Annotated in this window: 24 protein-coding genes and 1 pseudogene; 10 read left to right on the top strand and 15 right to left on the bottom strand. The window is 44.1% G+C overall.

Translation table 11 applies throughout. From position 1 onward, the window contains the following. The coding region (locus P8O70_13035; GenBank protein MDG2197783.1) for a hypothetical protein at positions 1–569 on the bottom strand (569 nt) is incomplete at its 3' end. A gap of 723 nt (positions 570–1,292) precedes the next feature. Between P8O70_13035 and trxB the strand changes: the two genes are divergently transcribed. The 3 genes and pseudogenes from trxB (at position 1,293) to P8O70_13020 (ending at position 4,077) form a co-directional block, all read left to right on the top strand. After that, on the top strand, positions 1,293–2,234 hold the full coding sequence (gene trxB, locus P8O70_13030; GenBank protein ID MDG2197782.1) for a thioredoxin-disulfide reductase: 942 nt from the start codon (positions 1,293–1,295) through the stop codon (positions 2,232–2,234). A gap of 283 nt (positions 2,235–2,517) precedes the next feature. Continuing rightward, positions 2,518–2,700, top strand: a pseudogene (locus tag P8O70_13025) (cold shock domain-containing protein). Between the two features lie 147 nt (positions 2,701–2,847). Next, positions 2,848–4,077, top strand: a complete 1,230-nt coding sequence (locus tag P8O70_13020) for an argininosuccinate synthase (GenBank protein MDG2197781.1) — start codon at positions 2,848–2,850, stop codon at positions 4,075–4,077. Between the two features lie 98 nt (positions 4,078–4,175). Here the strand turns inward: P8O70_13020 and amt are convergent, their stop codons facing one another. The 6 genes from amt to P8O70_12990 all read right to left on the bottom strand — a co-directional run bounded on the left by amt (position 4,176) and on the right by P8O70_12990 (position 11,443). Continuing rightward, on the bottom strand, positions 4,176–5,465 hold the full coding sequence (gene amt, locus P8O70_13015; protein MDG2197780.1) for an ammonium transporter: 1,290 nt from the start codon (positions 5,463–5,465) through the stop codon (positions 4,176–4,178). A gap of 245 nt (positions 5,466–5,710) precedes the next feature. Further along, the gene (locus P8O70_13010; GenBank protein MDG2197779.1) at positions 5,711–6,664 is read right to left on the bottom strand and encodes an MBL fold metallo-hydrolase; all 954 of its coding nucleotides are present in this window, start codon (positions 6,662–6,664) and stop codon (positions 5,711–5,713) included. A gap of 23 nt (positions 6,665–6,687) precedes the next feature. Further along, positions 6,688–7,986 (bottom strand): adenylosuccinate synthase, encoded by a 1,299-nt coding sequence (locus P8O70_13005; GenBank protein MDG2197778.1) that lies wholly within the window; start codon positions 7,984–7,986, stop codon positions 6,688–6,690. A 33-nt stretch (positions 7,987–8,019) separates the two neighbouring features. After that, complete coding sequence (gene proC, locus P8O70_13000; protein ID MDG2197777.1) at positions 8,020–8,823, bottom strand: pyrroline-5-carboxylate reductase; 804 nt, start codon at positions 8,821–8,823, stop codon at positions 8,020–8,022. Between the two features lie 170 nt (positions 8,824–8,993). After that, positions 8,994–10,865 carry a TGS domain-containing protein gene (locus P8O70_12995; protein ID MDG2197776.1) on the bottom strand — a complete coding sequence of 624 codons (1,872 nt, stop codon included), beginning with the start codon at positions 10,863–10,865 and terminating at the stop codon, positions 8,994–8,996. Beyond that, positions 10,862–11,443 carry an NUDIX hydrolase gene (locus P8O70_12990; protein MDG2197775.1) on the bottom strand — a complete coding sequence of 194 codons (582 nt, stop codon included), beginning with the start codon at positions 11,441–11,443 and terminating at the stop codon, positions 10,862–10,864. The genes P8O70_12995 and P8O70_12990 overlap by 4 nt, the downstream gene beginning before the upstream one ends. Positions 11,444–11,750: 307 nt before the next feature. Between P8O70_12990 and murA the strand changes: the two genes are divergently transcribed. Further along, a complete protein-coding gene (gene murA / locus P8O70_12985; GenBank protein ID MDG2197774.1) occupies positions 11,751–13,064 on the top strand; it encodes a UDP-N-acetylglucosamine 1-carboxyvinyltransferase in 1,314 nt (437 codons plus the stop codon). 13 nt (positions 13,065–13,077) lie between these two features. Here murA and ruvB read toward each other — a convergent pair whose 3' ends face one another. From ruvB to P8O70_12970, 3 genes are read right to left on the bottom strand one after another with little or no spacing between them, the layout of a single operon-like run. After that, positions 13,078–14,115: a Holliday junction branch migration DNA helicase RuvB gene (ruvB, locus tag P8O70_12980; protein ID MDG2197773.1), complete on the bottom strand. Its 1,038-nt coding sequence runs from the start codon at positions 14,113–14,115 to the stop codon at positions 13,078–13,080. Positions 14,116–14,127: 12 nt separating this feature from the next. After that, positions 14,128–15,618, bottom strand: coding sequence for a CDP-alcohol phosphatidyltransferase family protein (locus P8O70_12975; protein MDG2197772.1), 1,491 nt, complete (start codon positions 15,616–15,618; stop codon positions 14,128–14,130). A 17-nt stretch (positions 15,619–15,635) separates the two neighbouring features. Further along, a complete protein-coding gene (locus P8O70_12970) occupies positions 15,636–16,349 on the bottom strand; it encodes a gamma-glutamyl-gamma-aminobutyrate hydrolase family protein (protein MDG2197771.1) in 714 nt (237 codons plus the stop codon). 24 nt (positions 16,350–16,373) lie between these two features. On the opposite strand from P8O70_12970, the gene P8O70_12965 reads away from it, so the two are divergent. After that, a complete protein-coding gene (locus P8O70_12965; protein ID MDG2197770.1) occupies positions 16,374–17,156 on the top strand; it encodes an alpha/beta hydrolase in 783 nt (260 codons plus the stop codon). Positions 17,157–17,282: 126 nt separating this feature from the next. Here the strand turns inward: P8O70_12965 and P8O70_12960 are convergent, their stop codons facing one another. From P8O70_12960 to P8O70_12950, 3 genes are all read right to left on the bottom strand, one after another. After that, positions 17,283–17,633 carry a hypothetical protein gene (locus P8O70_12960; protein ID MDG2197769.1) on the bottom strand — a complete coding sequence of 117 codons (351 nt, stop codon included), beginning with the start codon at positions 17,631–17,633 and terminating at the stop codon, positions 17,283–17,285. 6 nt (positions 17,634–17,639) lie between these two features. Next, positions 17,640–18,845, bottom strand: a complete 1,206-nt coding sequence (locus P8O70_12955) for a PilZ domain-containing protein (protein MDG2197768.1) — start codon at positions 18,843–18,845, stop codon at positions 17,640–17,642. A 99-nt stretch (positions 18,846–18,944) separates the two neighbouring features. Then, positions 18,945–19,772 (bottom strand): hypothetical protein, encoded by an 828-nt coding sequence (locus P8O70_12950; GenBank protein ID MDG2197767.1) that lies wholly within the window; start codon positions 19,770–19,772, stop codon positions 18,945–18,947. Between P8O70_12950 and nadD the strand changes: the two genes are divergently transcribed. The 5 genes from nadD (at position 19,771) to P8O70_12925 (ending at position 24,462) form a co-directional block, all read left to right on the top strand. Then, positions 19,771–20,472, top strand: a complete 702-nt coding sequence (gene nadD, locus P8O70_12945; protein ID MDG2197766.1) for a nicotinate (nicotinamide) nucleotide adenylyltransferase — start codon at positions 19,771–19,773, stop codon at positions 20,470–20,472. The genes P8O70_12950 and nadD overlap by 2 nt on opposite strands. Positions 20,473–20,485: 13 nt before the next feature. Beyond that, complete coding sequence (locus tag P8O70_12940) at positions 20,486–21,028, top strand: 5-formyltetrahydrofolate cyclo-ligase (GenBank protein ID MDG2197765.1); 543 nt, start codon at positions 20,486–20,488, stop codon at positions 21,026–21,028. Positions 21,029–21,043: 15 nt separating this feature from the next. Continuing rightward, positions 21,044–22,120, top strand: coding sequence for an RluA family pseudouridine synthase (locus tag P8O70_12935; protein ID MDG2197764.1), 1,077 nt, complete (start codon positions 21,044–21,046; stop codon positions 22,118–22,120). Between the two features lie 14 nt (positions 22,121–22,134). After that, positions 22,135–23,400 carry an FAD-binding oxidoreductase gene (locus tag P8O70_12930; GenBank protein MDG2197763.1) on the top strand — a complete coding sequence of 422 codons (1,266 nt, stop codon included), beginning with the start codon at positions 22,135–22,137 and terminating at the stop codon, positions 23,398–23,400. Positions 23,401–23,562: 162 nt separating this feature from the next. Further along, positions 23,563–24,462 (top strand): FecR family protein, encoded by a 900-nt coding sequence (locus P8O70_12925; GenBank protein ID MDG2197762.1) that lies wholly within the window; start codon positions 23,563–23,565, stop codon positions 24,460–24,462. 25 nt (positions 24,463–24,487) lie between these two features. Here P8O70_12925 and rph read toward each other — a convergent pair whose 3' ends face one another. After that, the gene (gene rph, locus P8O70_12920; protein ID MDG2197761.1) at positions 24,488–25,258 is read right to left on the bottom strand and encodes a ribonuclease PH; all 771 of its coding nucleotides are present in this window, start codon (positions 25,256–25,258) and stop codon (positions 24,488–24,490) included. A gap of 9 nt (positions 25,259–25,267) precedes the next feature. After that, positions 25,268–25,572: PTS sugar transporter subunit IIA (locus P8O70_12915; protein ID MDG2197760.1), on the bottom strand; the 305-nt coding region annotated here is incomplete at its 5' end.

The following is a 25,572-nucleotide window of genomic DNA, read 5'->3' as shown; positions in this document are numbered from 1 at the left end:
GGGGTGTAAATATCAAGCATCTTCAAAACTCTGTTTTGCACTACCTCAAATTTCCCAGACTTCAAATCATCTTTATTCTGAACACGCCAAATTTTGAACAGACCCTCACTGTAAAGATCGATAGGTGCTTTGTTTGAAATTGCTTTTTCAAACATTTTCTCGGCTTTTTCCAAATATCCATCTTTCCTTGCAAGTTCGATCTCCTGAAAGTGAGCTTGCCAGTCAGGCTTTTCATCCACTACTTGAGGGGTTTTATTATCCTTGCGTTCAACTCTAGCCGTTGATTTGGTTTCAATTTTTACTGAGGTTGCTCCTTCGGCGGGAACAGAAGAACTTTCGTGTACTTCGGACTTTCCCTCTGATGAATTCTCTATGATAGGAAATGTTTGAGTATTTTCGATGCGTGAAGAAGTGTCTTCACGAACACCAGATTCTTGATCATTCCTCTCAAGCTTTATCGTTTTTGGCTCAGTACTTGACTGTGATACAGTGCTTTGAGTGGTTGGTGATGTCGATGTAGCATTCTCTCGGGGACCTCCGAAGAGAAGCTTCCAGAAATATGACCACATATTACCATCCTTGGCTATGGTTCAATCCAACTTAGTGCCGCCTCTAGTGGGCAACTTTTTTAGTGGATCTAAACTTTGCAATCATCAAACCTATTTAACAATTAGGCTTCTAAATGAATATTAGAATTCAATTGGAATTACTGGCACATAAGTAAGGAAATTACCATGCCTTATGGAACTACATTCAAAAGTGCAGCAGCTTCGACAAACGTAATATGGTTCTAAACTGCTCTTGAGCAATATTGCATAATCGATCTTCAGATTCAGACGTTGGAGATCCAGAATTAAGCTTTTTTTATATATGAGGTTTCTCTAGTAGCGGTTTGGCTTTGCGTAGATTCAGACGAATTCTTCATAGAGCCTTGTGCTGATCTCTCAACGTAACTAAGAATTGGTTCAATTAGTTTTAAGAATCACGAGTGCCAGCAAACTTGAGAGATTAAATTTATTTGAAAAAATTACCTCCATTCCACCAAGAATATTTGAAGTTAGAATATTAGGCGTTTCAGTTTTGGAGAGATTTAGATTTTTGATTAGGAATTCATAGAGTGGGATTTTTCAAGATTCGGGTATGGGTTGCTTTAAGAATTTTTCGACCTTCAAATTCTGGATTTATCTTGAACATACATTGCTTTCTCTCTGAAAATAATCACTTAATTTTCTACATACCCCTTGATCGCGGGCTGCATTCGAGGGGGTAGCATCACGAAAACGAAATAAAATATGAGCATACCAATCCATCACCGATTAATTATTTTGGGCTCAGGCCCAGCTGGTCTGACTGCAGCAATTTATGCTGCCAGGGCCAATCTCAAACCCGTGTTGGTTCATGGCATCCAACCTGGTGGTCAACTCACTATCACGACGGAGGTAGAAAATTATCCCGGGTTTCCTGAAGGAATTCAGGGGCCTGAAGTTATGGAATTGTTTAAGAAGCAGGCAGAGCGCTTTGAAACTCAATTCGTTGAGGGAGAAGTAGTATCCTGTGATCTTAGTAAAAGACCATTTCAACTGCAGATGGGAGATTCCGCAGATTTGAGTTGTGATGCACTGATCATTGCAACTGGTGCATCCGCCAAATGGCTAGGATTAGATTCAGAACAAAGATTTATGAATCGTGGAGTATCGGCTTGTGCCACTTGCGATGGTTTTTTCTTCCGTAATCAGGATGTTGCTGTAGTGGGTGGGGGTGATACAGCTTTGGAAGAAGCACTTTTTCTTTCTAACCTTTGCCAGACTGTGACGGTCATTCACAGGCGTGGAGAATTAAGAGCAAGTAAAATTATGCAGGCCCGTGCGCTCAAAAATGAAAAAATTACGTTTCTCTGGCATACAGCAGTTGATGAAGTCTTGGGAGATGATAGTGGAATGACCGGATTGCGTTTGTGCAACCTACAACTAGACTCAATTAAAGAACAAAAATTTACTGGAATGTTCGTTGCCATTGGCCATCAACCAAACACAGGAATCTTTCAAGGACAACTAGAACTGAATGAAAATGGCTACATCAACGTTGAAGCAGGCAGCACCTTTACCTCTGTTGAAGGTGTCTTTGCCAGTGGAGATGCGCAAGATTTTGTTTATCGCCAAGCGGTGACAGCAGCTGGTACGGGATGTATGGCTGCAATTGACGCCGAACGCTGGTTGGCAGAACAAGAAATCTGAAGTTAATCAAAATTGAACGAAAAAGTTATTTGGAAGAGAAAAATCCATGCAAAGTAAAATTCTTTTGAGCGTCATTGGGATTTTGACGTTCGGCATCCTTGGACTTCTTGGATATCTATGGTTCCAAGAAATTTTAGATCCCTCAATACACCCAGTATTATTACTCGGGATGTCAGCGGTTGCTGGTATGGGAATAATCGTTGGTATTCAGGCCTATCGAGTTTCGGCTGATCATGAAGCTGAAGCATATCGTGAATCGCTAAAAAGAAATCCTCTACCGGAAGTGCGGAGGCAGGGCACAGTTAAATGGTTCGATCCAAAAAAAGGTTTCGGTTTTATTGCCCAAGACAGTGGCGATGACCTGTTTGTACACCAATCAGAAATTCAACAGGACGGTTTCCGATTTCTTAATGAGAACGAAAGAGTAGAGTTTGAGGTGGGCTATGGTAAGAAAGGCCCTGTTGCCCTCAAAGTACTGCGCTTGGATCCACAGCTCCCTAAGGAATATTATGAAGCAGAATTGGTCCAGGAAGTCGTTTCAAAAGCGTCCTAGTTCTACAAATTAAAGAGGGTCTGCGAGGACCCTACTTACCAATACTTTCAGAAAAAATTTATGAAAAGAGAAAAGCTGGTACTCGCCTATTCAGGTGGATTAGACACTTCCGTCTTGGTTCATTGGCTCACATCAGAGAAATACGATGTTATCGCACTATGTCTCGATCTGGGACAGCAAGTTGAAGATTTGGAAGCGATTCGTACTAAGGGTCACAAAGCTGGTGCAGTGGAAGTACTGCTTGAGAACGTTCAAGAAGAATTCGTCAGGGACTTTGTGGTCCCTGCGATTCAGTGGAATGCGATCTACGAAGGTACCTACTTATTAGGGACCTCACTAGCCAGGCCATTGATTGCAAAGAAACAAATTGAGGTCGCCCAACAATATGGAGCTTCTGCAGTTGGACATGGAGCAACTGGAAAAGGGAATGATCAGGTACGTTTCGAACTGTCCTACTACTCCTTGCAACCAGATATTCAAGTTGTTGCACCATGGAAAATTCCTGAATTTTTTAAGAAATATCCTGGGCGTACAGAACTCTTGGCTTATGCACAACAAAACGGGATCCCTGTCAAAGCTACAGTTCAACAGCCTTGGAGTTCTGACGAGAACTTGATGCATATCAGTTTTGAATCTGGAATGTTAGAAGATCCGTGGCAGGCTCCGTTAGCAGAAATGTTTGAGTTGTCCAAATCTCCTCAGGATGCACCCGATCAAAGTAGAGAAATCCTAATTGAATTTGAGCAAGGGATTCCGGTATCAGTTGATGGGGAGCGATTATCGCTGGCTGCGTTACTCACTCGATTGAATCAAATTGGTGGTGAAAATGGCATCGGTCGGGTTGACATGGTCGAATCTCGATTTGTGGGGATGAAATCTCGTGGTGTTTATGAAACTCCGGGGGGCACCATTCTTCATGCCGCTCATCGTGCGGTTGAGTCACTTACCTTGGACAGAAATGTAATCAATTTAAAAGACTCTCTGATGCCTCGTTTTGCACAGCTAGCCTACAACGGATTTTGGTTCTGTCCAGAGATGGAGCTTTTGCTCTCGCTTGGAAAACAGAGTCAGGAAAGAGTCTCAGGGACAGCCCGTTTGGAACTGTACAAGGGGAACTGCATGGTTACTGGTCGTAAGTCTCCATTCAGTCTTTATGATGAAGATATTGCGACGATGGAGAAGGATCAGGGTTCTTACAACCCACAAGATGCTGATGGCTTCATACGATTACACGCTCTTCCTCTTCGAATCCAACGTAGGCTGCAGAACAAGTGGCAAATTGATATCTGATTTTTGGATTTTTCCCAGGAAAAGTACTGATGAGGTTGATTGCAGGAGTGCCAAAAAGTCAGGCGCCCTGAATAGAAAGGACGCCTTGAGGATGTGTTTTACGATTGAGTGGCGAGTTTTCCAGATGGAACAGCTCTTGTTCCCTTTTCACCGCTGCTACTGCCATAATCGTATCCAGTCGACTGAACAAATTCTGGGTAGGCAGCAAGACCGAATTCTGGAATGTCCATCCCAGAAAACTCTTCTTCTTCAGATACTCTTAAGCCCATAATCAATTTCAGAGCGAACCAGACGACAAAGCTGGTTCCGAAAACAAAAGCCCCCACGCAGAGAATTCCCATAATCTGAGCCCCCAACGATGCGTCCGGCTTGAAGATCCCGACAGCTAGAGTTCCCCATATTCCATTCACCAAGTGAACTGATAGTGCCCCAACTGGGTCATCAATTTTGAGCTTGTCAAACATTGGTACAGCGTACACGACCAATGCCCCACCGATACCTCCAATCAACATTGCAAGGCCCATTGATGGATAATCAGGCCCGGCAGTAATCGCTACCAATCCTGACAGTGCCCCATTCAAAACCATTGTTAGATCTACCTTTTTATAAAGCAATTGCGTCAGAATCATAGCCACCACCGCTCCGGCACATGCGGCAATGTTTGTGTAAGCAAAAACAGCTGATATGGCGTCAGCGTTGCCCTTAGAGCCCAGCGCTAATTGAGACCCACCATTGAATCCAAACCAACCCAACCAAAGTATGAAGGTGCCTAGCGTAGCCAGTGGAAGATTTGATCCTGGGATAGCATTCACTTTACCATCAGGACCATATTTGCCTTTACGGGCACCAAGCAGAATTGCACCTGCCAAAGCTGCCCAACCCCCAACGGAATGAACGATGGTTGATCCCGCAAAGTCGCTGAAACCATCCATCAGGCCACCCAAGGCTGTTCCACCCCAGCTCCAGTGACCCTGAATCGGGTATATGAATGCGGTCAGAACTAGTGTGAAAGCTAGAAACGGCCAAAAGCGAATCCGTTCTGCAAGTGTTCCTGACACAATTGAAGCTGCCGTTGCTACAAAAACCACTTGGAAGAAGAAATCGGAGAGTAAACTGTGACTCTCTGATGAAGTTCCCGACAAGGCAAAGCCAGAACCCATCAGAGTGTTACCTTCGCCGTACATCAAGTTGTATCCAACCAGGTAAAATGTGATACAAGCGACCGAATACAACGTAATATTCTTTGTCAATATTGCTGTCGTATTTTTGCTACGGACGAGGCCTGCCTCCAGCATTGCGAACCCAGCTGCCATCCACATCACAAAAGCTCCACTGATTAGCAGCCAAATCGTATCCAGGACATATTTCATCTCTGCTTGAAACTCCATAACCGCTCCCCTTTCAAGAAATAAGCGTCTTCAAACAAATATACTAGTAATGCTCAATTATCTGAGCATAAAAAATTAGCAGCAGAGGAAATGCCAAGAGAAAAATTATAAATTAAGTTTATGATATTATTAATAAAATTGTTTATATCAACATAGAAGATGTGAAGAAAGTAAGCACAAGCAAAAAGCTTATGATCAAAAATTAGGCAGAGTAGAAGGGGTGGTGGAGAGTAAGGGTCTAATTTTCAGGCGATTCGTTCAAGCCAACTGACAAGTCCTTGGGCATTCAGTTCCCAATCAAGAGCGAGAAGTTGATGTGTTTGGTGTTCGTCCAGCGGACAGCTGCGTTTTTGCGCTTCTTTCCAGAGCAGTTCCCAAAGGTCTCTTTTGATTTGCTCAAGTTTTGCTGTTTTTTCAAGTTTTGCTGCTCTCTGGCCGATCTCTACATGAGCATTAACCATGCTCAATAGGTCTTCAGCTAGGCTTTCCCTGTAATTCAGTCTGCTAAAGTGAGTCAAATAAACTGCTTGTGGCTGAAAATTAGCGATACGCCGGATCGTTGCTTTCATTTCATCAGGATCGAACTGTACCGGAGAAGTAGTTGGTAAAATGAAAACTTGGTCATTGTGGTCAAATTCTCGATAGCTCAATCCAAAACTGTCACCTGTAAAGATTGAGCGAGTCAAATGATCAATAATGCAGAAATGGTGGCGGGCATGACCTGGCGTGTCCCAGAATTCCAAAATTCGCCCATCAAAATCTAGCTGGAATCCATCTTTTGCAACAATCACCCTATCTTCGGAAACTGGGAGTATTTCCCCATAAGTTTTGGACATTTCTTCTGGTCCATAAACAGCCGTAGCGCCAGCAATCAGTTTGGATGGATCAATCATGTGTCTTGATCCCCGTGGATGAACAACTAACTTTGCGTTGGGTAGTTGGTTCATCAATATACCCACCCCTCCCGCATGGTCTAAATGAACATGTGTGACTATGACGTACTCTATATCTGCTTTGCTTAGGCTATGCTCAGAGAGTCCTTTTAGTAGGTTAGGGATCGAAGGGGAAGCACCTACATCAACGAAAGCGGCTTTACCATTTTGTAGGATCAAATGACTGGAAACCATGAGCGGACGCATCATTTGTGTATCCAGTGCAATAATTCCCTCGTTTTGAAAATGTCGGTAGGTAATTTTCATTCGCGTTGCTGGTGAACTATAATTCAGGGATTCATGAGTGGAGCAGATGGTAGCAAGATGGTTTCTTCGCGACGAGGACCAGTTGAAATAATTGATACCGGCGCTGAAACCAAATCTTCCAGGCGTTTAATATATGCAGTTAGTTCTTTCGGTAATTCATCCACTTGCTGAATACCTTGGGAAGAGCGGTTCCATCCTGGCATGGTTTCATAGATTGGTGTGACTTGATCCAGCTGCTGGGTAGGAAAATTTTTGGTAGTTGTACCGTCCGCAAGTTGATAGGCTACTGCAATCCTGATTTCTTCAAATTTATCAAGAACATCTAATTTGGTGAGTGCCAAGCTGCTGATGCCATTTAGGCGCACAGCCTGACGAACCAAAACTGCATCAAACCAACCACATCGCCTTGGCCTTCCAGTTGTGGCTCCGAACTCCCCTCCCTCACTTCTCAGAAATTCTCCTGTTTCATTATCTAATTCTGTCGGAAAAGGACCACCTCCCACACGCGTTGTGTAGGCTTTAGTAATCCCCAAAACATGACTAACCTTGGTCGGGCCAATTCCAGCTCCTGTACACACTCCTCCCGCCAGAGTATTTGATGAGGTGACGTAGGGGTAGGTGCCATGATCTACATCCAGAAAAGTCCCTTGAGCGCCTTCAAAAATCAGATTCTTGCCTGCGTCCAATTGATCATTAACCAACTGAGCAGTGTCGCAAAGATAAGGCTCTAGTTCTTGAAAATGATTTTGTAGCTCATCTAGTACATGTCCCAAATTCAGGCATTTTTGTTCGGCTCCAAAGTAGTGCCGAAGTTGAGAGTTTTTCTCTTCAATAATTTTCGAAAGTCGATCTTTCAGATGATCTGAATTTCGCAAATCTCCTAAGCGTATACCTGATCGCGCCACTTTGTCTTCGTAGGTAGGACCAATTCCCCGTCCTGTTGTACCTATTTTCTGCTTACCCTTGCGTGATTCTCTAAGTTGGTCAAACAGCAGGTGGTAAGGCATGACCAGGTGTGCATTATTGCTAATTCGAAGGTTGTCCCGGACAGAAATTTTCATTTCTTGAAGCTGTTTAATCTCCTCAAGTAGTGCCGCTGGATCTATTACAACACCATTCCCCAAAATTGAGAGTTTTTCTCTCAGAATCCCTGATGGAATCAGGTGCAGGACAAAGGTCTTGTCTTCGAACATCACTGTGTGTCCCGCATTGTTTCCTCCTTGGTAACGGATGACCCCATCAGCATACTCCGTCAGAAGATCTACGATCTTTCCTTTACCCTCATCTCCCCACTGGGAACCAACGATAATTACACAAGTCATTACTTTTACACTAAGAAATATCTAGGTTGATAGTCACGGTTGTGATAGTTCAACAGCTCGCAAAAACGCCTGATGGATTCCCTGTTGAATTCCTGAGCCTATGTCCAAGTCATTGAACTTTTCAATTGCAGCAGCTGTGGTTCCACCAGAGGATGTTACTCGTTGACGGAGCGTTCCTGGAGATTCGCCACTATGTATCCATAGTTGCGCAGAGCCAAAAATCGCTTGTTGGACGAGTTGACTGGCTTCTGCTTCTGAAAATCCCAATTCCATAGCTTTTATGACCATTTGCTCCCCGAGATAAAATAGGTAGGCGGGGCCACTGCCTGAGATTGCAGTAGCAGCATCAATCATGGTCTCACTCTGTACTTCGAAACACTTACCACAAGAATCTAGTAGCTGCTTGACAAGCTCTTTCTCAGTCGAATTGACTTCTCTAGCAGCATGAAAGACTGACATCCCCTGAGCCAGCTGTGCAGGCGTGTTTGGCATGATTCTGACCACCTTGGTGTGACCGCTTAGACGTTGAAGCGAATCTATGGAGGTCCCAGCGAGAATTGAAAGAAGGAGTTGATAAGGGTGAAGATGATCACGAAGGTTCCTGAGAACATCCCCTGAGATTTGAGGCTTGATAGCCAAAAGGATTAAATCAAAGTTTTCAGATAGATCATCAAAATGATTGGATGTAGCGCAGGAGAGTTGATTTCCAAGATTTTCACGCTTTTCTTCATCGGGTTCGATCAATAGTAGATTTTTAGGGAGCACTAGTTCTGCCTGGATGAGTGCAGTTGCAATCGCACCCCCCATGTTACCAGCTCCAATAACCACTAATTTCATACTAGTCTCTCACTGCAAATGTACTCAGTAAATCTGCAAAATTATGTGTGGACCCACATAACAGTCCAGTGAAAAAGCCCAGTATGTTTTGTCTGAGGTAGTCGAACAGAAAAAATTGATTAGTAGCTTGAATTCGAAAGTTATGAGTGGGGAACGAACTGATAACCTAATCAAGCAAATTCAATCCAGTTGACGGCAAGCAGTTGATCATTTCCAAGATGACTAGCTGATTCACAGTTTTTTCTGTGTATCTTGATCATTCGATTTTTCGAAATATATCCAATAATTTCATCGCCTGGAACTGGCTTACAGCAACCTGCTAGACTAGTAACTGCTTCCTCTAGTCCCTCAACACCAACATGAAATTTCCCAGGAATAAAATGTTTCTGGATGCCTGAAAGCATTTTTTCGTTCTTGGGTCGAATTATTGGTACAGTGGCAAGGTCATTAGGTGCGTCCACAAACCACTGCAGTATTTCCTGTGAGCGCAGAGAACCTTGCCCGATACAATTTAGAACGTGCTCAAAGGATTGAGATTTACGCTGCTGACATTCATTTTCTAATCGGTTTTCCCGAACCATCCGATTCAAATTTAACCCTGCTTGCCGAAAATCTTTTTCTAAATTACTCCACGCATCACGACGGAATTCTTCACGTTTCTGAAGGTTAACAAATTGCCTGATTTTGTTGCGAGCTTTGTGAGTTTTTACAAAATTCAACCATTCCTTAGTTGGATTTTGGCGAGGAGAAGTAAGAATCTCAACACAGTCCCCATTTTCCAGTTGGGTATCAATTTTACTGATGGTGTTGTTGATTTTTACTCCCGAGATCTGGTTCCCAATATCTGTGTGGATGTAGTAAGCAAAATCAACAGGTGAAGCACTTTTGGGAAGCTCAAGAATATCTCCTTGAGGAGTAATCGGATAGACGCATTGAAGAGTCTGATCAAACTTCTTAAATGACTTATTTAGATCAGCTTTGACCGCAGAACGACGGTGAGTTTCTTTATACAGCCAGTGCGCAGCTATCCCTAATTCTGCAACAGCATGCATTTCATGCGTGCGGATCTGGATCTCCACATCATCTCCTCCCGAAGTAGTTACGGTGGTGTGAAGGGATTGATAGCCATTGGGCTTCGGTTGTGTGATGTAGTCTTTGAAGCGATCTTCGTTGTGAGACCATTGCTCGTGAATATAGCTCAGCGCAGCATAACAATCAGCAACATCGTCTAACAAGATTCGAAGAGCAATCAAATCCTGGATTCGCTCAAATTGTTGATCAACTTTTTGTAGTTTTTCATGTATCGAATAGAAGCGTTTGTAACGCCCATAAACTTGGTGATTGAGGCCTACTTTGCGTAGGGTCTGGCGAATTTGGTGAGACATGGACTCTACCAGTGCCGATCTTTCATTTCTTTTTTTTGCAACAAGCTTCTTCAATTGATAGTACTGATCAGGCTCCAGTATCTGAAAAGCGTGGTCCTCTAATTCTGCTTTAATCCAGAAAATTCCTAGTCGATTAGCCAGGGGCGCATAAACGTGGAGAGACTGTTTTGCAACCATATCAAGATGAGATTCTGGCACGTCCTCAAATTGCTGGATTCGGTGCAGGCGAATCAGTAACAAAGCCATCATCAACGAGAAATTACCACACATCGCATAAATGAGGTCTCTGGCTCGAATCAGATGTTTTTCTGTCTCCATCTTGAAAGATAAACCATCAATCTGGCGGAGTCTTAAAAATATTTCGTAAGCATTTGGATGACAGAGTTGCTGAGTCATTCGATCAGGCAAATCTGTGTAGGAGGGATAGAGGTGTAGCAGCAACCCAGCCTGAAGTTCATCACTTGTTTGACAAACTTGTGAGAGGCGGTTCAACAGATTGTTCAAATGATTCCACCGATCCGATCCCAGTTGTTCTGAGGTCAAGAGGAATCCCAGTTCTGACAGGGCAACAGGCTCTGCAAAGGGCCTGGTCTCCCATAAATTACTTGGGTTGAGAACTTCAGAATATTTGGTTTGGATTAAGTTTGGTTCAATCATTCTTCTGAAGGAAACAAATCTTTGAAAAAAGCAAAAAGTTTGATGTCAACGTGTGAGGTCCTCATCTCCTCCTTTTTCATTAGATTTGAAATTTCAGAAGGATCCACCACATAGACATCTAAAAATTCACCCGGCTCTGAGTGTGGTTGGGGAGATTTGTTAGTGGGTAAGTTTCCATCAACATCAACGAAAACGAAACGACAAGCCTCGCCAAGCATGCCTGGAGAGGAGTACATTGGTTCTGTAACTCTCCTAACAACACCCTGATAACCGGTCTCTTCACTCAATTCCCGAAGGGCGGCGGCTGCAGGAGTCTCACCAGAATCGACTAAACCTGCTGGAAACTCTAGAACATACCCTCCGGTTGGGGGGCGAAATTGACGAACTAGGATGTATTTCCCACTTGGCCAAAGCTGCGCAATGATAATCGCAGCTTCGTTACGAGATCTTCGATGAACTGCCTCCCAACTGCGAAGCTGACCAGCTTCATCATGGTAGTCGATCTCTGTAAATTCCAACCAATTAGTAAGGTGCTTCGACTCTTCGTGGAGAATTTTACTGCGGTGGAGTGGCGGCATTACCTTCCTGGCTGGTGACATCCATTGTAAGAATTTTGGAAAACAATAATATTTTTATCATCTAAGTCAAAGGGACTCCAGATTTTTCTGGTCAGACTTGGAAACTTTTTAAACAAATACAATTCAAAAAAAATTACTTGTAGTGCTTAATTCTTGATCATTCTTATCAATTTCTAGTCTCAATAAAGCAATCATCCAATCAACATCTGAAAAAAATCCTGTTGAATAAAGAAGACTCCGGTGTCTCCTTTGCAGTGAAGGTTTGAATCAGTTTTCAACAGGAGTTTAAATTCTTCAGGGATGAAGCATGGGATATGACGAATTCGAAATGAAATCTAACGAGAAATTTATTGTGCAGGGGGGGAACCCACTGCAAGGAGAGATAACGCCTTCTGGAAATAAAAACGAGGCTCTCCCTGTCTTGGCAGCAGTTTTACTGACAGAGGAACCTGTCATTCTGCACAATGTACCAGACATTGCCGATATTCGATCAATGATGGACCTGCTTGAGAGTTTAGGAGTCATCATTGAAGAAATTGGTCCTCATTCGTTGCGTTTTGAGTCTCGTCAACTAACTCATTGTGATCCTGATACGGATGCAGCCCGTGAAATCCGGGGATCATTCCTGTTAGCTGGGCCGATGCTCGCCCGCTATGGTTGCATCCGCCTTCCTGCACCTGGTGGTGACCGGATTGGAATGCGCCCAGTTCAAACTCATCTTCTTGCTCTACGACAATTGGGTGCAAAGATTGAGCTGGATTCAGAGGGTGAGTATGTGATGCAAACAGATCGACTCTGTGGAACTTCAATTTACTTAGATGAAGCCAGTGTAATGGCTACAGAGAACGCAATCATGGCTGCTGTGATGGCTTGGGGTAGAACAAAAATTTACAATGCTGCATGCGAACCCCACGTTCAGGGTTTATGCAGCTGCCTGTTGAAGATGGGCGCACACATCACAGGAATTGGTAGTAATTTATTGACCATAGATGGATGTGTTCGCTTGCATGGTGCTGAATATACTATCCAGCCTGACCACACGGAGGTAGGTTCATTCATCGGTCTAGCTGCTGTTACAGGAAGTGAGCTAAAGATCAGGAATGCGGGAGTTGATCAGTTGAAAATGATCAGGATGATGTTTGAAAGACTGGGGGTGTCTACAAATATAGAAGGTGATGACTTAATGGTTCCAGCAGAACAGTCTTTGAGAATCAATCAGGAATTCCCCGGCATTCCCAAGATTGATGACGCCCCATGGCCAGGATTTCCCGCAGACCTTACAAGCATCATGACTGTCGTGGCTACGCAATGTAAAGGAACGGTTCTGATTTTCGAAAAGATGTTTGAAAGCAGACTCTTCTGGGTAGACAAGTTGATCTCCATGGGAGCTCAAATCCTTCTCTGTGATCCTCATCGTGCTGTTGTTTCAGGGCCCTCTAAACTACAAGGAATGCCTGTCTCGTCTCCAGATATTCGAGCTGGAATGGCGCTTTTGATTGCCGCACTTTGTGCCAAAGGTGAGAGTATCATCCAAAATGTTCATCAAATTGATCGGGGCTACGAGAGAATTGATGAACGCTTACGTAGACTCGGAGCAGATATTCAGAGGGTGGATTACTGAGAGAGAGAACAGTTCATCTGTTGGAAAAAAGAGGAAGTTGATCTTCTGATCGAATGTTCATGCCAAGATGCTCATAGGCTTGTCGGGTTACCATTCTGCCACGAGGTGTTCTTTGAAGAAATCCCTGCATCAGTAGAAAGGGTTCATAGACTTCCTCAAGGGTGTCCTGTTCTTCGGAAACTGCAGCAGAGAGTGTGTTCAAACCAACAGGACCACCGTCATATTTTTCAATGATAGTGCGCAGGATGTGACAGTCCATTTGGTCCAACCCGAGTTCATCAATTCCCATCCTTGCCAAGCTCTTCTGGACCAGCAGTAGGGTAATAATCCCTCCTGTTTCTAGGTCTGCAAAATCCCGACATCGTCGTAACATACGGTTTGCTATCCTTGGAGTGCCTCGAGATCTGGTGGCCAGTTCCATCGCAGCTTCTTCAACGATTTCAATTTCGAGCAAAGCTGCAGCTCTGATGACGATCAGCTTCAGTTCTTCAGGAGTGTAGTACTCAAGCCGGCATTGAATGCCAAATCGATCTCTCAGGGGTGCACTTAATAATCCAGCACGTGTGGTTGCTCCAACGAGGGTGAATCTAGGTAAGTCTAATTTTACTGTTCTAGCTGCAGGACCCTCACCAATGAGGATATCCAAAGTAAAATCTTCCATTGCTGAATAAAGCACTTCCTCGACAACTCGATTCATTCGATGAATTTCATCCAGAAATAGAACAGATCCCGGTTCCAAGTTGGTCAATATTGCTGCTAGATCGCCCTGTCTTTCTACAACTGGACCTGAGGAAGACCTTAACGGGACCGCTAGCTCATTCGCAAAAATATTGGCCAAGGTAGTTTTGCCTAATCCTGGAGGACCACTTAGAAGTACGTGATCCAGTGCCTGACCTCGCTTACGAGCAGCACGAATGAAAACCCACAGATTCTCTTTTACTGTCGATTGACCAATATATTCACTGAGGCGGGTTGGCCGTAGGGATAAGTCCTGTGACTCACCATCCTGAATTTCTGGAGCAACAAGGCGGTCTGGATTTTCGCTGTTCAAAACTGAAAACCGTTAATTATGGACGGGATTATGCGATTCTTGATTGCTGATCTCTTGAGAATTTTTCCCGATAAGAAGTGGAGAAATAGCGTAACCAAGCATGTAGATCAAGGCAACGTAACCGAAGAAATCTGTGAACGCAAACACAACTAAAATTAGTGCGGTTGCTCTCCCCATCCAAGGATTTTGATTGAAATAGCGGCCAGCGTGGATGTATCGGATCTTGTAGAAATTCATCAATAGTGAGCAAAGAACCATCATTCCTGAGCAGAGATATATCCAAATCAATAAACTGGATGATTCACTCAATCTGGCTTGTTCAAGCATAATGAACGGAGCCGTTACAAGCAGGGCTGCCCCTGGGGTTGGGATGCCTTTAAAAAAGCCAGGAGTCGGGGTGGTGTCCAAAGTAAAGGCAATCAATCTTGCAATTCCAGCAACAGCATAAATAATTGCAATCAGACCATAGGGAAGCATCTGAATACTAGGATGATCAATCCGATCTATTAAAATATAGAAAATGATTGCAGGGGCGAGGCAAAAGCTAACACCATCAGAGATGTCATCAAGAATACCACCAGTGGTGATGTTTCTTTTCTTTTGTGGATCTGGAGGTTGAATCAGTCCAAGTTTTCGGGCTAGAGCTCCGTCCAACTTATCAAAGAAAGCAGCTCCCACCAGAATGATATAAGCCTGATGCATTTCCTGTTGCTGGGCAAACCAGATGGCCAGAAGTCCCATCAGGGCATTCATCACGGTCAGAGAGTTTGGTAGCGTAGCGAGAATTTGCCGGCGTAGCTTCACATCTCCTAGGCAAAGGTCATCTAAGCAAAATGTACCATACTTACGGCAGTAGCTTGCAATTGATCCAAAATTGATGATCAGAAAAAACACTTCTAAAACCATCATTGTCTGCAGCGAAAGTCCTCCAATTTGATTCAACCAATTAGGTAAGACTTCTGCTGCTTCTGGAATGTAGAAAGCGTATCCATACAGAAAAGCTCCCACTGGTGTTGCCGCCATAGTACGTAGTCGACTCAGTTCACGCATTCCAGGTGTTTCTCCGTGTGTCTGTGCGAATCCCAACATAAAGTGAGCAAAATGATCTCGCATCAGGACAATGATGGCGAGCAACAGCACAAACATAGCGTGGAACAGTTCCAAGTGCTGATTTGGACTGGATTCGGGCAGATGGTGAAAACGCCACATCATTCCAAAAGCAACAAGGGGAAAAATAAGCGAGTAGACTAACTTGTCCATCAACCGCTCTGCTAACTCTGCAAGCTTGTGATGGGGCTGAAATCGAGCCGCAAACCAGCCATCGACAAGATCAAAGACCATAGCGATAACAAGACAAGCCATCCCCAAAAAATAAAGAGATGGATTGCGCAAGATCATGGTAAGAATCCCACAGATCAAGCCTGCAAGTGCTAAGGGAGCTCGCCCATAGACCAGCAAAGTTGTAATGCGACTTGGTATTGGGCTGGAAGTTGAAGAGCTCATTTGTCTACAGGATAAAATTATGGTTTTTGGTGTAATTTAAGGAAATTTTCGATCCAGAGAGGTATAGGTCCTACTTCAGTATTTTTTGTGAGTGAATCTAAACCTGCTTGAAGCACTGTCTCGGGTACCTTCCCTTTGCGCATTAACATCAGCGCACGAGAATATTCATGTGTAAACTCAGGATGACCCTGACACCCAATGACATGTTCACCATGCTGAAACATCGCGTTTGGACAAAATTCGCTTTGGAGAATTCTTTGGGCTTGTGGAGGTAATTTGGTGACCTGATCCTGATGACTCACCAAGACCTTCACCTCCTCAACTTTCGGAATCATCCAATCTTTGTTTCCTACTACACGATGGTGTGCTATCCCAACGCCCCAACCTTTTGGACTTTTCAGAGTTTCACCACCCAGTGCCTGCGCTAGTAGCTGATGGCCGAAACAAATGCCCACGGTTGGAACCTTTTGTTGATGCAAACTACGCACGAAGGTTTCAAGATCCCTAATCCATTGTAGATCTTCATAGACGCTTGATGCACTTCCAGTCAATATATAGGCTTCACAAAGATCAGTCTGATCAGGTAATTCAGCGTTACATGCCGCAAAGTTCAGGAGTTCATGCCGAGGATTTTGAGCATGAATCATGGTTGCAAACATCTCTGGATAATTACCAAACTTGGGCTGCAGTTCAGATCTTACGTGATCGCACTGAAGAATTCCAATTTTCATAGATCGTTTACCAGTTGATTACAGATGACAGATCAGCCACGTCGAAAGCTTGAGTTCCTACACGCTAATGGATTTCCTGGAAGTTCTTATCGGCAATTATTTCAAAATTTTGAGGATTTTGACGTCCATTTTGTTGAATCTTTAGGGCAGTTTGAGAAAGGGTTGCCCCAAGATTGGGAATCAATTGCTGACCAAGTCCTTACGCAAATGAATTCTCATCAACCAAGTGTGGGTGTAGGACATTCATTGGGAGCCGTAATTCTACTTTACGCTGCTGAACAAAGGCCCGAAGCATTTACAAACATAATTTTACTAGATCCACCCCTCTTTGCATTTAGCAAGCGTGCTTCTTTGTGGTTATTGAAGAAATTCGGGAAAATGGATTGGGTTACACCAGCTCGTACTGCTCTTAGACGCCGCGAAGCTTTTTCTTCTCATCAAGAAGCTTTTGATCAATTGCGAAAACGCAGTTTTTTTCACAAGTTTTCAGATCAGGTATTGATTGACTATGTTTCAAATGGCTTCATTGAGCAAGCAGACTGTGTAAGGCTACGTATTCCCAAAGAGTTGGAATATCATCTTTTCCAAACTATCCCATTACACTTTTCAAAGTCCTGGAAAGGGCTAAAAGGCCATTTGGTATTCGCGAGTGATAAAGGTGTACTTCAACAATCCGAACGCAAGGAACTTCGTAGGACTCTACCTGGTTTTCAGCAAACGGCTTTTATTGGAGGACACATGTTTCCTCTGGAACAGCCAGAACAGACCGCTGAGGTTATTAGGACATTAGTCAATTCGAGGGATTGACGCTAAATATCCTTATTCGAATTCTGATCACAATCAATATAGAGGGGTGTTCGAAATTCCTATTCGAGGAGATGATTTTCCAAATCAAACTTAGGCAAGTTCCAGTAATGCTGGATACAATCTAACTTAATTAATCCAACGGAGAGCCAAGACGCCTCCGAGAAAAACAATACCAATCAACGGCTGTACAAAAAGGAGCATCATTCCCACCAGCAATAGGCAAAGTGTAGCAACATTGAGAGCAAGTGGATTTCGATCGGGAAGAGGTGGTTGCTTGGAGGCTGATTTATTTTCTGCTTCAACCTCAGATTCAACTTCCTTTAGGATGTCTGACAATTCTTGATCTGTCAGACCATATACTTCCTTAACAGCCTCTAATTCAGTTTGAAATTCAGCCGCCTGCTGTTGCTGTTCCCTATAACTTTCAGCTTTTTGTTGAACCCTTCGTAATAGGTCTCGGTATTGATCTTCCACCATCCTTTTCTAGGCAGCCACCTGTTGTTGCTTGTAACGATGTAGGAATTGAAAAAGTTTGATCCGCATCAGGGCGTTGCTGTCGCGAAATTGCAGGTGGACATTTAATTGTTTACCGCTTGGAATTGTGGCCAGAACAGTTGCCGCCATATTTTCCAGTAAGCTTGCGCCTGAGAGGTGAAATAGAAGAATCTCTCCATTTTTCAAGGGATCTTCAAGTTTCTGTGTAATCGATAGTTTCATACCTCCCGCGCTCATGTCAATAATCTTGCCTTTGATCTTATAATCATTGGCAGATCCATGTGCAGAGCGCATCTCTGGTTCGTATTCGCTAGCTTCCACTCTTCTGAAAAGAGTGTCTTGATTGAGTTCGAGTCGCTCAGATTCACGTATCGCCATTTTCCGAATGTCGCTACTATGACCCAACCAGACAATTCCCGGAGTCTCTGTTTTTTGTTCTTCAACTCTCAATGCGAACTCATAATCAGCGTCCCCCTGGCGCCGGACACGACATTTGATGACCTTAAACTGCAAAAGATTTGCGGGCCGCCGCTTGATCATGGGAGGGTCAATACGAACACCACGTTCACTAACTTCTTTGATTAAGGAAATGAAAGCTAATTGTCTGCCCTTAGCTGTTACTGAGCATTCCACCCGCATGTTGGGAAGTAGCATCTTCGTATTGATGACTTCACAATCTTTATTGGTGAGATTGAATTGCAACTTGGTCCGCATAGCGTGAATTGCAGCCATTAATTCTGCATCTAAGCTTCCCTTCTCGATCAGTTCATCCACAGCTTCCTCAAAAAGTTTGTTGCTGCGCATCATCGAGAGGATCTCTTCTGCCTCACGTTTATTCCCAAGCCGATGGACCAACTCTACTTCATCCTCTGACATCTTCAGACTTTCGTAGAGAGTATGCAGAGTCATGTCCGTCTGTTCACGTTTGATCCGAATTTGTTCTAGTTCCTCCATCTTGGCACGATAGAAGCGCAGCCCAAAGAAGCCACCAACTGCAGCAGAGATCGCAAAGCCAACCCCGACATAAAAGCTAGTTGGGATGACCGCAGGTGTGTCATAGTTCGCTTGCAAGTCTGTTAGTTGGAAATTTCCGGATGCTGACTTTTGACCACACAGCCAGAACCATAACAATGGTGAGATCAGTAAAAGTATTCTTTTTTGGCTGAGGACCCAGATGTGGGAGAGTCGTTTCATGTTCTTATTCAGTAAAGTTTAGTAGATTCATTATGTAAATCAGTTAGAAACGGTTTGAATGAATGCACTTCGAGTGCAAATTTAGGCTCAACAATCATGTTACTCCATGTACCATTCTTCTTCCAGGGTATCCTTGTCAATGTTTGCCTTGCTGATAAGCTTGATGTCAGAGGAGTGGTGCATTACCAACACATTTTGTTTGCCTTGCTTTTGGGCTAGGAACGGAAGTCTAAACTCATAAATTCCGTCTTTGTGGCGTTCAATTTGGCAACTTATTTCAGCCACGTCCTTGATCTCGACTGGGCGCTCACCCACTTGAGGAGTTTTGATCAGTAGCTTTGATTCGCTTTGGGCAAGCACGATGGAGTCGAATTTGAGCTTCCTTTCACCGAGTTGCACCTGACATTGGAGAGCCTGACCGATCGGAAGCAATTTTGAACTTGTGAACGGGATGTTAGAGTTGTTCAGGCTCAGATTCAATAACTTCCGTGTTTGGGTTAATGCTTTTTGGGCCTCAGCAGAGTTGTGCTCCAATTCAAGATACTCTTCAGAGCGCTTATCAAAGGCAGCTAAGGATCTACTAAAATTCATAATTTCGATTGGGTCTTTAGTTCCTAGCACAGTCTCTATCAGCTTCCGAAGTTCAAAGGCATTAGGGCCGGACCCGATCATCGAATTCAGCTGCCGTTCAGCATGATCAAAGTTATACTTTTGGCGCATTTTCACCTCGGATTTGCGCTTCAGCTGAATTTGAATGATCAGAATGATGATCAGCAAGAAAATGAATACTCCTGCACCAATAATCCACTCAAGCGGTACCTCAACTTGTTGTGTTTTTGGAGCAAGATCTGAGACCTCAAAGTTTTGTTGACCAGAAAAAAAGAACCAAAGACTGAACCAACTACCCAGTTTGAGTGCCTGCTTCATGGAAATCTCCGACAATAATTCAGATTGTTACATAAAACTACCGCTACGAAGTATTCTCGTTTTTGGTGGGAGTTTCAATCCAGTACATCAAGGACACATCGAGCTGATCAAAAATTTGCTTAAAATTGGGGGTGAACCAGAGATTTTAGTAATTCCTGTCGCTCAGTCTCCGTTTAAATCAAGAGAAGATATGATTCCAGTAGAAACCAGATGGCAACTGTTGGAGATTGCCCTGCCAAAAAATCCCCGACTACACTTATTAAACATTGAAGTTAATCGCTCAGGACTAAGTTATTCATATGAAACGTGGCAACAACTGTGTGAGCAATACATTCCAGAAAACTGGTTTTGGGTTATCGGCAGTGATACTTTTGCGGAGTTTGATCGATGGTACCAAGCTGATGAATTTGTAAAGAAAATTCAGCTAATAATCGTCAAGCGCAAGGAGGAAAAGGCTGGGGATGCCTCTGCTTTTTGGAGCCCTCTGACTCGTTTGTTTCCAGTAGGGCAAAATGCAATGGATGAAAAGGAATTTTGGCATGATGGGCAACGAATCGCAACTTGTCTGGACTTTGATCTCCCTGCGGTGAGTTCCTTAGAGATTCGCAAAGGTAAATCTGGAACCCAATGGATTGTGCCCAGCACCAGATTAATTCTACAATATGCTTTGGATGACTTAAGAGTTGATCAAGAAAGATGAGCTAAGAAAACGGATGCGCCAGTGCCGCAAAGCGATGGATCTAAACACCATTGATGCTACATCAAGAGGAATTTTTAGGCATTTGTTGAATTCTAGGTTGTGGCAAGAAGCCAAAGTGATTCACACCTTTTTGCCTCAGAATGCCGAACCAAATACTTTTTTCTTGGTCCAAGAAGCTCTGAAAACAAAGCGACGGGTGCAAGTACCGAAAGTTGCTGGACCTTCCCATCTCACACATCACTGGTTGGAGGATATCAAATTATTGAAGAAGAACTCTTGGGGAATCCCAGAAATTCAGGATAGTGCTGCCCATGTAGCTGACCTTTCAGAAATCGATCTGGTGCTAGTGCCTGGATTAGCCTTTAGTCGGAAGGGGGCCAGGCTAGGCCAGGGTAGAGGATATTACGACCGGTTTCTGAATCAATTCAATGAGGCGAAAACTCTTGGAGTGGGATTCGATTGGCAACTTTTGGAGCATATTCCTGAAGAGCCGCACGACAGACGACTTGATGGAGTATTAACAGAAAGCCAAATATTTGGGCCCCTTGGTGAATAATTTTGTGATGTTTTCATGTATAAAGAAAATTCCACGAAGGTGGAAAAGCTCAATCATTGCGCTAATTCTGGGAATCGGTTGGGGAATCGTGATTTGGTTACTGCAGATGACCTAGGGAAAGAAGATTTCGGAAACTTTCTGGAGAAGGAAGTTCCTGCAGAATTTCAAGGAACTCGACTAGATCGCTGGCTCGCCGAGTGGCCAGAACTGACCTCAAGGGCTGAAGCTCAGAGGCTATTGACTCAAAATCGAGTTCATCTAGATAATCTACCGATATCTTCACGTTCACGTAAACTACGTGAAGGCCAAAGAGTGCAAGTTTGGCTTCCCTCTCCTGTGGCATCCGAACTTGAGCCCGAAGATGCCCCTCTGGAGATTCTCTTTGAGGATGAGCACCTGATCGTTCTAAACAAACCAGCTGGCCTGGTTGTTCATCCAGCTCCTGGCAATTATACGGGTACGCTGGTTCAAAGACTTTTACATCACTGTAAAGACCTATCCGGAATAGGGGGAGTCCAGCGGCCTGGAATTGTTCACAGGTTGGATAAGGACACCTCAGGTATTCTGGTAGTTGCCAAACATGATCAAGCCCACCAGAGGCTAGCTCGTCAATTCAGAAAACATTCAATCCACCGTCTTTACAGCGCACTGGTTTGGGGCAATCTTGTTACTCTTCAAGGGACGATTGAAGCTCCAGTCGGGAGGCACCCCCGAGATCGAAAAATGATGGCGATCGTAGAAAATGGTCGGGCTGCTACAACTTATTGGATGCAGTTAGCCAAATGGGATGGTCTGACCCACATCTCTTGTGAATTGGAGACTGGTCGAACCCATCAAATACGGGTGCATTTCAGTTCGCAAGGATATCCTCTAGTTGGTGATCCCGTTTATGGGCAATTAGGAAAGACAAAGCATATGCCTGATGGCGTTATTTTGGCCTTGCAGTCCTTTCCTCGGCAAGCACTTCATGCTGCAGAGTTGAGCTTTGAACATCCAATCTCCCAAGAAATAATGGAATTTTCTGTGGCAGAACCAAAAGATTTTCAAAATCTTTTGAGTTTGCTCCATGAAAAACTGCCACCCTTGACCTGATTCTCCTCAGAAATATGACGGAAGAAAATTACTACCAAGCTAGCGCCTGTTCTGAGATTCCAACTACTAAATTGGAAGGTGAGTACAGGTATGATGTCTGTGTTGTCGGAGGAGGAGTGACGGGCCTTTCCTCTGCGATCCATCTTGCCGAGAGAGGTTTTCAAGTTTGCGTACTTGAAGCACAGAAGATTGGTCACGGAGCATCCGGTAGAAATGGTGGTCAATTCATCTTTGGTTTCGGTACAGAGATGCCCAAAGTGCGAAAATTGGTTGGAGAGTCTGAAGCAAAAAAGCTCTGGGATTTGTCACTGGAAGCGATTCGGTTGACCCATCAATTGGTGGAAAAACACCAGATTGATTGCGATTGGCAGTGGGGGCATGTTCACACGGCTGTCAAAACTCGGCAAGTCCCCGGACTTGCCGAGTTTAGAGATGAATTGAAGCACCATTACAACTACGATTTGGAGTGGTTGGAAGGCAATTCTTTGATGGACCAGGTTGCTTCACCAAGATATCTTGCGGGAGTGAAAGACCAGCAAAGTGGCCACCTTCATCCACTGAAATACACTCTGGGTTTGGCGAAGGCCGCCCAGGAAATAGGAGTCGATCTTTTCGAGGAATCACCTGTACAAAATTGGTCTGGAAAAGATGAAGTTTCGCTCTCGTTACCAAACGCTTCTGTAAGAGCCAATTACTTGGTTTTGGCTGGGAATGCTTACCTTGGATCATTGGGTAAGAAACTAAGTCAGCGGTTGATGCCAGTTGGCACCTATATGATAGCAACTGAACCACTCGGATCAACTAGAGCAAGGCAACTGCTACCAGAGAATAGTGCGGTTGCTGATATTAATTTTGTTCTCGACTACTTCAGACTGTCTGCAGATCAGCGATTATTATTTGGTGGGGGAGTTAGCTATTCGATGATCCCTCCTGTGAACGTCAGGAGCTATCTTAGAAAGAGAATGCTGAAAGTCTTCCCTTCCTTAGTTGATGTTGAATTGGAATATGGTTGGGGGGGGCTGGTAGGAATCACAATGAATCGAATGCCAAATTTTGGCAGGTTGGCTCCAAATGTGTTTTTAGCCCATGGATTTTCGGGCCATGGAGTAGCACTAACAGGATTAGCTGGAAAATTAATGGCCGAAGTCATCAGCGGAACTGCCGAGAGATTTGATGTAATGTCACAAATACCGCATCTGCCATTTCCTGGTGGGCCGTTGTTTAGAATGCCCGCACTGCTTCTGGGAACAACTTGGTATCGTCTACGGGATCTTCTCTGATCGAGAAGGTGTTTACCTTGCATCCTCAACAGCAAGATAAAACTCCATTCAATTCATTGATCTATGAACAATCCAAGTTTAACTAAATATCGCTTTTCTCTGTTTATTGGACTCCTGATTTTTATTTTCAATAGTCCTCTAAAAGCCCAAGTAGGCGTGCCCGTGGCATCCATTCATGAGTTGGATGGTTTGGTCCAAATGACCCTCCAGCAAACAGGCAGGAAGTTGGTTGCACGATCCGGAAGTTTTTTGGGGGAAGGAGATATCCTAGAGACAGGCAAAGATGGGAGAGTCACGATTCTTTTTCGCAACGGATCAAAAATTCGCCTTTTTGAAGAGACTAGGCTCAGTATTCAAAAGGCGTTAGAAGCAAACATAGTAAATCGTGCTTTCGAGATAGAAATCCAGCTTCATACGGGGAGTCTTCGAGCGAATTTCTTGCCAGGGCAACAGATCGCTTCGATTCAGACACCCCAGGCAAAAATTAAGGTTGACGGCACTGTATTCAGAATGGAAGAGAAGCCCGGGTCCGGTACTACTATCTCAATGACAGAAGGCAAACTACTCGTAAACAATGGTGTTTCTTCTATGGAGTTGCTTCCCGGTCAAAGACTCAGTGAAGTCAAATACCTCGATGAACTTTCTACCAAACTTGAGGACATGAAAACTCAGCTCTTCATGAACTTGACACCAGAAATTGTGGATTTAAGCAAATTCACTACTCAAAAGATGACGCTAACTCTACAACTGGCTGATCTGAAAAGTAGCAAAGTCGTAAGATCCGCAGGGAAAGTCTACCTTGAAAGTGATTTCTACAATTTGCGGCTTCCCAGCAGGACCACTTTGGATAGTTCTGGTTTTGTAAGGGTACCAGCTCGAATTCGACCTCCTCGTGTTTCAGATAAAGCCTTTGATGGACAGATTGTTGTACGGGCCTTTCTAGACAGTGCCCGACATAACTTGCATGGCGAGGGCAGTTTGGTAGTAAACACCCAAGGCACCCAACCAAAAAGAAAGCTATTGATAGACGCGAGTCAAGGGACTGCGCATTCGATTGAGTGAATGTGTCTTCTCTATCAAGGTGGATTCAGAATTTTGTGTTTTTGAGGTCATCCAAAATCTTTCTCTGAACTTGAAAATGAGATTTCAAGCCCTCCTCTGCAAGCTTCAACAACTCATCAAGTTGCTCCCTGCGGAAACGCTTTTGCTCAGCTGTTCCTTGAACCTCAACTAGCTCACCCTCTGAAGTCTGAACCACATTCAAGTCAACATCAGCCTGACTATCTTCATCATATTTCAGATCAACTAGAGCGGTACCTTCCTTTAAGCCAACACTAACTGCAGCGAGTTGATGTTGAATCGGACATGAGTCGATTCTTTTTTCGGTTATCATCCTGTCCAGGGCAATTGCCAAAGCTACGAACCCACCTGTGATCGCCGTTGTTCGAGTTCCTCCATCGGCCTGAATCACATCACAATCTACCCACAATGTATGGTTTCCAAGAGCTTCAAGGTCGACTACCGAACGTAAGGATCGGCCGATCAGACGTTGAATTTCCTGAGTCCGCCCATCAATTTTTCCTCCAGAGTCTCTTTTTTTTCGTCGACCTGTTGAACCAGGCAGCATCCCATACTCTGCGGTTAGCCAACCATGCTTTGGTAGTTGATCCTTCCGCTGGAGAAAAGGAGGAACCCCCTCTTCAACCGAAGCTGTGCAGATAACTCGGGTTTTGCCAGTTTCAATTAGAACGGAACCATGGGCATTTTCAATGAAACCAGGGTGGATAATGATTGGTCGTGGTTCCCAGGTTTGGCGGCCATCTGTTCTGCTAAAAGTTTTCGGAGGAGAGTCTGTCATTGTTTGATCTCAGTCTGAGAGAAGTGTTCGGGCTTTCTGCAACTTTTCCATGAAACTTTGGGACGTCTCACTCCGAAGCAGTTCGTGTACAATCGAATTATCTGATGCAATTCTAGCAATTTCAGCAAGTATATTTAAGTGGATTTCGGGATCATCTTTTGGACTGATCACCAGAAAAACCAGACAGACAATTGCTTCTTCTGATTCCCAATGAAGCCCAAAAGGAGCGATTGCGACCACGCAGATGGGCTCGGATATGTCTGGTGAATAAGCGTGTGGAATAGATACGTCATGGCTCAACCTAGTTGAAAAAC

This window comes from SAR324 cluster bacterium (genome assembly GCA_029245725.1).
Taxonomy (GTDB): domain Bacteria; phylum SAR324; class SAR324; order SAR324; family NAC60-12; genus JCVI-SCAAA005.
Note: the sequence above shows the minus strand (reverse complement) of the source record. Positions and strands in the feature narration are given on the sequence as shown.